A 9,127-nucleotide genomic window follows, 5' to 3' on the forward strand; every position below is an offset into this window, starting at 1 on the left:
ACCAACGGTACAAACGATAGCAATGGCAAGGTAACCCTCGATCCTTCAACAGGAGCGGTGGGTGTGGCCGCAAATACCCCAGCTGGTGTTTATAACTTAACTTATACCATCACCGATAAATTAGATGCCTCGAAAACTTCAACCGCAACGGTAAAAGTAACCGTGGCTTCGGGTGTACTATTGGCAAAAGATGATGCAGGTACTGCCAACTCAGTAACAGGTGGAACAGCAGTTGCTAATGTACTTTTGAACGATACTTACAATGGAACTGCAATAGCTCCAACATTAAATGATGTAACCATTACCAATGGAACAAACGATAGCAATGGTAAAGTAACCCTTGATGCTTTAACAGGAGCGGTAAGTGTGGTAGCAAATACCCCGGCTGGTATTTACACTTTAACTTATACGATCACTGATAAACTGGATGCTTCGAAAACTTCGACTGCAACAGTTAAAATTACGGTAGCATCTGGAGCTCTGTTGGCTAAAGATGATGCCGGTACTTCAAACTCGGTAACAGGCGGAACCGCAGTTGCGAATGTTTTGGCCAACGATACCTATAACGGAACGACAACAGCTCCAACTTTGGCGGATGTAACCATTACCAATGGTACAAATGACAGCAACGGTAATACGATCACCGATAAACTGGATGCCTCTAAAACTTCTACTGCAACAGTAAAAGTAACGGTAGCTTCGGGTGCATTATTGGCTAAGGATGATGCCGGAATAGCTAACTCGGTAACAGGCGGAACGGCGGTTGCCAATATACTTTCGAACGATACCTATAACGGAACTGCAACAGCTCCAACTTTGGTGGATGTCACCATCACAAACGGCACTAACGACAGCAACGGCAAGGTAACCCTTGATCCTTTAACAGGAGCGGTAAGTGTGGTAGCAAATACCCCAGCCGGCGTTTATACTTTAACTTATACGATCACCGATAAACTGGATGCTTCAAAAACATCGACTGCAACGGTAAAAGTAACAGTGGCTTCGGGAACACTATTGGCGAAAGATGATGCCGGTACTGCCAACTCAGTAACAGGTGGAACAGCAGTTGCCAATGTACTTTCGAACGATACCTACAACGGAACRACARCAGCTCCAACTTTGGCTGATGTCACCATTACCAATGGCACGAATGATAGCAATGGTAAAGTAACACTTAATCCTTCAACAGGAGCAGTAAGCGTAACAGCAAATACCCCAGCCGGCGTTTACACTTTAACTTACACCATCACTGATAAACTGGATGCTTCGAAAACTTCGACTGCAACGGTAAAGGTTACTGTGGCTTCGGGAATACTATTGGCTAAGGATGATGCTGGTACCGCCAACTCGGTAACAGGTGGAACCGCAGTTGCGAATGTTTTAGCCAACGATACTTATAACGGAACAACAACAGCTCCAACTTTGGCTGATGTCACCATTACCAATGGCACGAATGATAGCAATGGYAARGTAACACTTRATCCAACAACAGGAGCRGTAAGCGTAACAGCAAATACCCCAGCGGGTGTTTACACTTTAACATATACCATCACCGATAGACTGGATGCTTCAAAAACTTCGACCACAACGGTAAAAGTAACAGTGGCTTCGGGAACACTATTGGCAAAGGATGATGCCGGAAGTGCAAATGGTTTAGTAGGTGGGGTAGCTGTAAATAATGTCCTTTCTAATGATGGTTACAATGGAACTTCAACAGCTCCAACGTTAAATGATGTAACCATTACCCAAGTTTCAACAACAAATCCTAATGTAACGCTTAATGTTGTAACTGGACAGGTTGATGTTAAACCAAATACAGCAGCAGGCGTTTACACCTTAGTTTATGAAATTGTAGATAAATTAGATGCAAATCAAACCAAACAGGCTACTGTAACCATTACAGTTGGTGCACCTTCATTGGCTGCCACAAACGATTCAGGAAATGCAAACGGCTTCACGGGGGGTACAGCAGTTGAGAACGTATTGACTAACGATACCTACAACGGCAACCCAGTTACATTAAACGAGGTGAAATTAAGCCAGGTTTCGACCACCAATCCGAATGTTACCTTAGATGTAACCACTGGAAAAGTTAATGTTGCACCGAACACTCCGGCAGGAAGCTATACTTTGGTTTACCAGATCGAAGATAAACTGAACCCAGGTCAGGCAAAAACGGCTGCTGTAACCATCACGGTTGGGGTACCTGCCTTGGCTGCAACAAACGATTCAGGAAATGCAAACGGCTTCACTGGCGGAACAGCAGTTGAGAATGTATTGGCTAACGATACTTACAATGGCAACCCAGCTACATTAAACGAGGTGAAATTAAGCCAGGTTTCAACAACAAATCCGAATGTTACTTTAGATATAACCACCGGAAAGGTTAACGTTGCACCAAACACTCAGGCAGGAACCTATACTTTGGTTTACCAGATCGAAGATAAACTGAACCCAGGTCAGGCGAAGACCGCTACTGTAACCATCACGGTTGGTGCACCAGCATTGGCTGCCACAAACGATTCTGGAAATGCAAACGGCTTCACGGGTGGTACTGCAGTTGAAAATGTATTGACTAACGATACCTACAATGGCAACCCAGCCACATTAAACGAGGTGAAATTAAGCCAAGTTTCGACAACAAATCCGAATGTTACCTTAGATGTAACCACTGGAAAGGTTAATGTTGCACCGAACACTCCTGCGGGAACCTATACTTTGGTTTACCAGATCGAAGATAAACTGAACCCAGGTCAGACAAAAACGGCTGCTGTAACCATCACTGTTGGTACAAGTACAATTTTGGCCAAAGACGATACCGGAACAGCAAATGGTTTTACAGGTGGCGTAGCTGTTGATAATATCCTGATTAACGATAAGTATAATGATGTTTCTCCTGCAACTACAGCTACGATTGTAATCAATCAGATTTCAACTTCAAATCCAAAAATTAACATTGATGCAGCAACCGGAAAAGTAAATGTTGCGGCAGGAACGCTTCCTGGAGTTTATACGCTGACTTATCAGATTACCGATAAACTGGATGCTGCAAAAACTTCAGCAGCAGTAATAATCGTTAGCATCCCGAATTGGATAACTGATCTTCAGGTAAGTAAAACAGCCAATATAACTGGTGTTGAAACAAATGGCGATATCAGCTATACCATCACTATTAAAAACAACGGACCTGCTACGGTATTAAGTGGCGAATCAATCGGACTGATAGAAAATCTTCCGGCAGGACTGGAAAATATAAGTTACAATGCAATCGGCGGAACCTATAGTTCAAGCGGAAAAAACTTTACTCTTGCTGCAGATCTATTGATTGGCCAACAGGTAAGTTTAACCGTTAACGGCCGTGTGGCAGCAGCATATGCCGGAACAGATTTGGTGAACAGCGTGTCGTTAAGTCCAACCGCCAAATCAACAGATCCTGAAAATGTAAACAATCAATCAACCGTTACGACCCCTATAATGAAAGGTAAAGTAGCATTGGTTAAAACGGGTACATTAAGTGCAGATGGTAACAGCGTTACTTACACTTTTAACATAACCAATGTTGGCGGTGTAGCCTTAAATAATGTAGTGTTAATTGATCAGAAATTAGCTTTAAGTAAAACATTCCCAACAGCATTAGCCGTAGGGGCGAGCTTTACCTACAATCAGGTTTATGTCCTTTCACAAAGTGATAAAGATGCGGACTCAGTAAGTAATAGCGCTTCAGTAAGTGCCAAAACACCTGCAGGAAATATGGTTACTGATATTTCTGGAACTGGAAATGGAAACGATAATCCTACTGTAACACCAATTTTAAATACTTCCTCACTTACTTTTACAAAAGTAGCCAGTGCTGTAGGGACGAAAATTGGCGAATCGATCGATTATAGCTTCACTATTACCAATACAGGAAGTGTTACGTTAAGCAATTTAACCCTGAGCGATGCTGCGGTTGATGCCGGATCGATCAAACCAGCAAGTATTTCAACTTTGGCGCCGGGCGCAAGCGTTAATGTTACGGCAAAACACACTTTAACACAAAGTGATATCAACCAGGGAGCGTTTATTAATCAGGCATCAATAAAATTAACTGATAATAAAGGGAATACACTTAGTCAGTTATCTGATGATCCGTCTACACCAGCACCAATTGATGCTACAGTAACCCAATTAACGCCATCGCCAGGTTTCACCTTAACTAAAGCTGCCACAAATAGTGCAACCAAGGTTGGCGATGTAATCAATTACAGTATTATATTCAAAAACACGGGGAATGTAACCTTAACCGATATTACATTAGTTGATGCAAATGCAGATGCCGGTAGTTTAACCCCTTCGAATATAGCTTCGGTATTACCAGGTGCTATAGTTAGTATTACAGCTAAACATACCGTAAAACAAAGTGATGTAAACGCTGGTGGTTTCAGTAATCAGATAAGTGCAAACGTAAAAGATCCGAAAGGAAATACGATCTCGAAAGTATCCGACGATCCATCAACCCCTACAGCAGATGATGCAACCTTTAGTTCAATTGTGGCCAATCCATCAGTTAGGTTTACCAAAATGTTTGCGAATAGTGCGGGTGTCGTTAAAGTAATTGAGTACAGCATTCAGGTAACCAATACGGGTAATGTTACGCTAACCAATATTGTAGTAACCGATGAAGGAGCAGATCCGGGTAGTATTACGCCTGCTTCCATCAGTAAATTAGAACCTGCCGAAACCGCTTTGATTTTAGCGAGACACACCTTAACACAACCAGAAATCGATAACGGTAAGTTTGTTAACCAGGCTGGTTTGGTTGCCAACTATTCGGGCGCTAATAAACTGAGTAAACTTTCAGATGATCCAAGAACCCTGGCGCCTGATGACCCTACAGTATTCTTGATTAAAGAAACACCGGGCCTTACTTTGGTTAAAACAGGTGTTTTAAGTGCCGATGGAAATTCGGTTACCTATACTTTTACAGCAAAAAATACCGGGAATGTTACTTTGAGGAATTTCAGTTTGCTTGATCCAAAAATTTCATCAACGCTTACTTTCACACCCGCAAGTATCGCACCTGATCAAACGGCGGTGGCCACGGCTATTTATGACATTACGCAGGCAGAGAAAAATGCAAGTTCGGTAAGAAACACGGCTACACTTACGGCCACTACGCCAGCTGGAATTTCAGTTTCGGATGTTTCGGGAACCGAGGAAGACAACGACTATCCTACTATTTTAGAATTGCCAAAAATTGTTAGTTCGAAAACCGTTACCGATGCTAACAACAATGGAAAAGCCGAAGCAAATGAGGTTTTAACTTATCATATTATCGTTAAAAACAATGGAAATACAGCCAGAACAGGTGTGAATATTACCGATGCGATTCCAAATAATACTACATATGTAAGTGCAAGTGCAGATAATGCTGGATCGTTAGTAGGCAATATATTAAACTGGAACAATTTGACCATTCCTGCTAATGGACAGGTGCTGGTAACCTTTAAAGTAACGGTTAATGGCATTATTCCTTCGGGTGTGTTAAGTGTGAATAACACCGCTACTGTTACTGATCCTGGAAATACCTCAACACCATTGAATCCGGCTGTATCAATTCCTACAGAAGGAATGTTGGAAGGTAGTAAATCAGTTGTTGATAGCAAGGGCAATAAAGATGGCAAAGCACAAGCCAACGAAATTTTGACTTATTCGCTTCATGTTAAAAATACAGGCGGCGCTGCACTAAATGGAGTAACCATAACCGATGAACTTCCTGCAGGCTTAACCTATATTCCGAATTCTGTTTCAGGTTATGGTACCGTTATGGGTAATACCTTGAAATGGACGATTAATATGCAGGCAAACTCAAGTACGGTATTAACTTTTGATGCGAAAGTTGCACCAGATGTAAATAGCTACAATACCATAAAAAATGTGGCTATAATGATGAGTCCATTAGGAACAACCATTAAGCCAGAAGCGCTTATGGCTGTAGATAAATCAGCTGATTTAATGGTTACAAAAGAATTGCTAACCAAAGGCGATATCAAAACAGGTGCTGATGTAATGTATAAAATTACCGTTACGAATAAAGGCCCAAACAGGGCAACAGGAGTTACCGTTACAGACAAGCTTTCGACTATTATCGATGCCCCTAAAGAAATTACGGTTACAATCGGTACAACAACCTATACAACCACCAGCAGAGATTTGATATGGTTAGTTGGAAGCTTAGATTTAAATCAGAGCGCAACACTAACCTTTAAAGCAAGAACCTTAGCTGCTGGTGTATTAAACAACTCAGCAACAGTAAAAGCAGATCAACCAGATCCGGTATTAAATAATAACATGGTTCTAGCTGATGCTGCAATCATAACAGGCGATGATTTATTGATTCCGAACTTATTTACACCAAATGGCGATGGTATAAATGATACTTTCGAGATTAATGGCCTGGCCGAATTTGCTGAAAACGAAATCACCATTGTTAACCGCTGGGGTAACGAAGTGTTCCGCGCTAAAGGTTACCAGAATAACTGGACGGGCGAAGGTTTGAATGAAGGAACCTATTATTATCTGTTACGCGCTAGAAAAGGTGGAAATACTGAGTGGAAAGTATTTAAAGGTTATATCACCCTGATCAGGGCATTTAAAAACTAATAGGGGAGGAAGGTATGATGAAGAAATTAATATGGTTAATAACAGGTTCGTTTTTGTTGCTTACACAATCGGCATCTGCTCAGCAAGATGCGCAGTATAGTCAATACATGTTCAACGGGATCTATATCAATCCCGCTTATGCTGGTTATAAAGAAGTGTTGAATGTACATAGCTTTTACCGTAGCCAGTGGACAGGCATTACCGGAGCACCAAGAAGCATGTCGCTGGCAGTAGATGCGATTGCAAACAGCGGCAACGTAGGTTTGGCCCTTCAGGTGGCGAGCGATAAACTTGGTGCACAGACCAACCTGAGCATTTATGGCAACTATTCTTACCGGATCAGGATGAATGATGATGGTAGCTCGAGATTAGCGCTAGGCCTGGGTGTTGGAATGGTGCAGCTGGGTATAGACGGTTCTATGCTCAACCCAAACAACCCTGAGCCTAACCAGCCAGTAGGCATGCAGAGTACCATTGTGCCCGATGCAAGGGCAGGGGTTTACTTTGCCAACGATAAGTTTTATGCGGGTTTCTCGGCCGATAACCTGATTGCCACTTATATTGATATTGACCGTTATGCCTTTATTCCACAGCCCAAACCGCATTATTACCTTACGGCTGGAGCCTTGTTTCCGCTTTCGGAAGATTTTCAGGTTAAGCCCTCGTTCCTGTTAAAAGACGACCGCGGAGGCCCAACGAGTTTGGATTTGAATGCCTTTTTGATGATCAAAGATTTTATCTGGGTTGGCGGTTCGTACCGGACGGGCGTAAAGCTGTATGATAAAAGCTATCTGCAGCGCGATCTTACTCCAAGGAATTCTGCCGTAGCAGCGATACAGATTTTTCCATCAGAGAAACTCAGGATCGGTTATGGCTACGATTTCTCAATTGGCCCGTTACAAGGATATAGCGGCGGTACACATGAGATTTCATTGTCCTATTCGTTCATTAAGCAAAATGTGAGATTGGCAACCCCAAGAGTGTTTTAAACAAAACTGTAAACTTGTGTATAATAATATTTACACATTTAAACGAAAAATTAACTACAATTGCGTACAAAAAAGTAACTTTTTATTAACTTGCAGAATATTCTTAAAATAATGAAAACAAAAAATGCCGTAAGTACTTTTACTGTGCTCATCGCTGATGATCATGAGATCATCCGTCGTGGATTAAAAGGCTTAATATCAGACTTTTGGCCTGGTGTTGAAATCATTCATGCATCTACTTTAGAGCAGGCGCTTGTCGAAACAGAAAAATCGCCGAGTTTAATTATCATTGATGTAAACTTGCCAGGAGGTAACAACCTTAAGGTAATCGATCAAATTAAATTGGTTCAGCCAAACGCAAAAATTTTGGTGTTTTCATCTTTGAATGAGAATATTTATGCTGTTCCATATTTAAAGTCTGGCGCATCTGGTTACTTAACTAAAAATGCAGAAGAATCAGAAATTGTAACCGCTATTACTACGATTTTAGCAGGCAGTCGCTATTCGAGCAGAAATGTTAAGGAAAACATGTTCAACAGTATCTTGGGTAACGATGCTGATAATCCTTTTACCAAACTTTCGGGTAGAGAATTAGAAGTAGCAGAATTACTCACAAAGGGGATAGGTGTATTAGAAATTTCTAATCAGCTAAATCTTCAAATGGGTACAGTAAGTACTTATAAATTGAGACTTTTTCAAAAGCTGAAAATAAAAAGCATTATAGAACTGGCTGAAAAGATGAGTATCTATGAAAGATAAAAAGAGTATTTACTCTTTTTATCTTTTCTAAGCCTTTTTGTTTTTATCTACAGTACCAGGCCCGCCCGTTCTTGATTCGTTAGGTGTGGAGCCAGCCTGGCCAAATTTATCTGAAGAACCCTTTCCGTTTTGATCAAAGGAGGCCTTTCCCTTTGAGCTTCCTTTACTTTTACTCCCTTTTTCCGCTGAATCTTTATTGTCTTTATTTTTCATAAGATAAATGTTGTTTATTGTCTCAACATTTTAAAACATTCAAAGTTTTATTTTATTCTTTTTAGCTAGCGCTGAAATTCTGGGTGAAATAATTTTAGATTTTTAAAATGCACAACTGATACAAAAGTTGTATTTAACATTGCTTGAGTATAACGGATTTAGCTGATATAGCTATAAGTTGTGTTTATTTAGTTGATCAGGATCAAAATATCTGAATTATAGCTGTTTGTAAAACATGTAAATTCATGCTTTAAATGGCTATTCCAATTGATAAATATCAAATTTATATTTGTGTGTATAATTAATTATACGTATTTCGGACGTATCGTAAAAATATTGATACTAAATAATATATCTTTGTGTACATAAATGAAGAAAATGAACTGCTGAAAATTAATTGCTCATAGAATTTTCAGTTTTTAAAACCATGGGTTTTAAGATTACGTAAATACTTCTTGAAATAAAACAGCTTTATAGGACGGTACCATTCCCACTAATGGTACAAGCATATATCATCCCAGCGT

4 protein-coding genes are annotated in these 9,127 nt (G+C 40.6%); 3 read left to right on the plus strand and 1 reads right to left on the minus strand.

The features are described 5' to 3' along the window. From EZ456_RS21885 to EZ456_RS21895, 3 genes are all read left to right on the plus strand, one after another. The coding region (locus EZ456_RS21885) for a DUF7507 domain-containing protein (RefSeq protein ID WP_131533858.1) at nt 1-6,642 on the plus strand (6,642 nt) is incomplete at its 5' end. Nucleotides 6,643-6,656: 14 nt separating this feature from the next. After that, nucleotides 6,657-7,631: a PorP/SprF family type IX secretion system membrane protein gene (locus EZ456_RS21890; RefSeq protein ID WP_225876598.1), complete on the plus strand. Its 975-nt coding sequence runs from the start codon at nt 6,657-6,659 to the stop codon at nt 7,629-7,631. A gap of 111 nt (nt 7,632-7,742) precedes the next feature. After that, nucleotides 7,743-8,390 carry a response regulator gene (locus tag EZ456_RS21895; protein ID WP_057934807.1) on the plus strand — a complete coding sequence of 216 codons (648 nt, stop codon included), beginning with the start codon at nt 7,743-7,745 and terminating at the stop codon, nt 8,388-8,390. A gap of 27 nt (nt 8,391-8,417) precedes the next feature. On the opposite strand, the gene EZ456_RS21900 is transcribed toward EZ456_RS21895, so the two are convergent. Continuing rightward, nucleotides 8,418-8,603 (minus strand): hypothetical protein, encoded by a 186-nt coding sequence (locus EZ456_RS21900; protein ID WP_131533860.1) that lies wholly within the window; start codon nt 8,601-8,603, stop codon nt 8,418-8,420. Nucleotides 8,604-9,127: the final 524 nt, after the last annotated feature.

This window comes from Pedobacter psychrodurus (assembly GCF_004331735.1).
GTDB lineage: Bacteria > Bacteroidota > Bacteroidia > Sphingobacteriales > Sphingobacteriaceae > Pedobacter > Pedobacter psychrodurus.